Source organism: Pseudomonas sp. 2822-17, from assembly GCF_002742485.1.
Taxonomy (GTDB): Bacteria; Pseudomonadota; Gammaproteobacteria; order Pseudomonadales; family Pseudomonadaceae; genus Aquipseudomonas; species Aquipseudomonas cyclaminis.
Map to the genome: position 1 here is coordinate 1 of NZ_LJRZ01000756.1, position 269 is coordinate 269.

Sequence of the window (269 nt, forward strand, 5' to 3'; positions counted from 1 at the left end):
TATATGAACAACTTGATAGTGAGATGTTATATGTTCTAAGGATTCTCTTACAACCTCATTTATTTTCTTCGCACCTAAACTTCCACCCATAATCGTTAAGATGGGACGTTGATAATCAAACCTAGGATGCAATCTACCTTTATCCACAGATCCATTTAACACTTCTTTTCTAATCGGAGAACCCACCGCTATCGTCTTTTGTTCTGGAAAAAACTTTTTTGTTTCTTCAAAGGAAGTGAATATCTTTGTTGCAAATCTATTCGAAATCT

The 269-nt window shown here is 34.6% G+C and carries 1 pseudogene; it reads right to left on the reverse strand.

From position 1 onward, the window contains the following. A pseudogene (locus tag AOA60_RS32405) lies at positions 1-269 on the reverse strand (UDP-N-acetylglucosamine--N-acetylmuramyl-(pentapeptide) pyrophosphoryl-undecaprenol N-acetylglucosamine transferase); the annotation flags it as partial.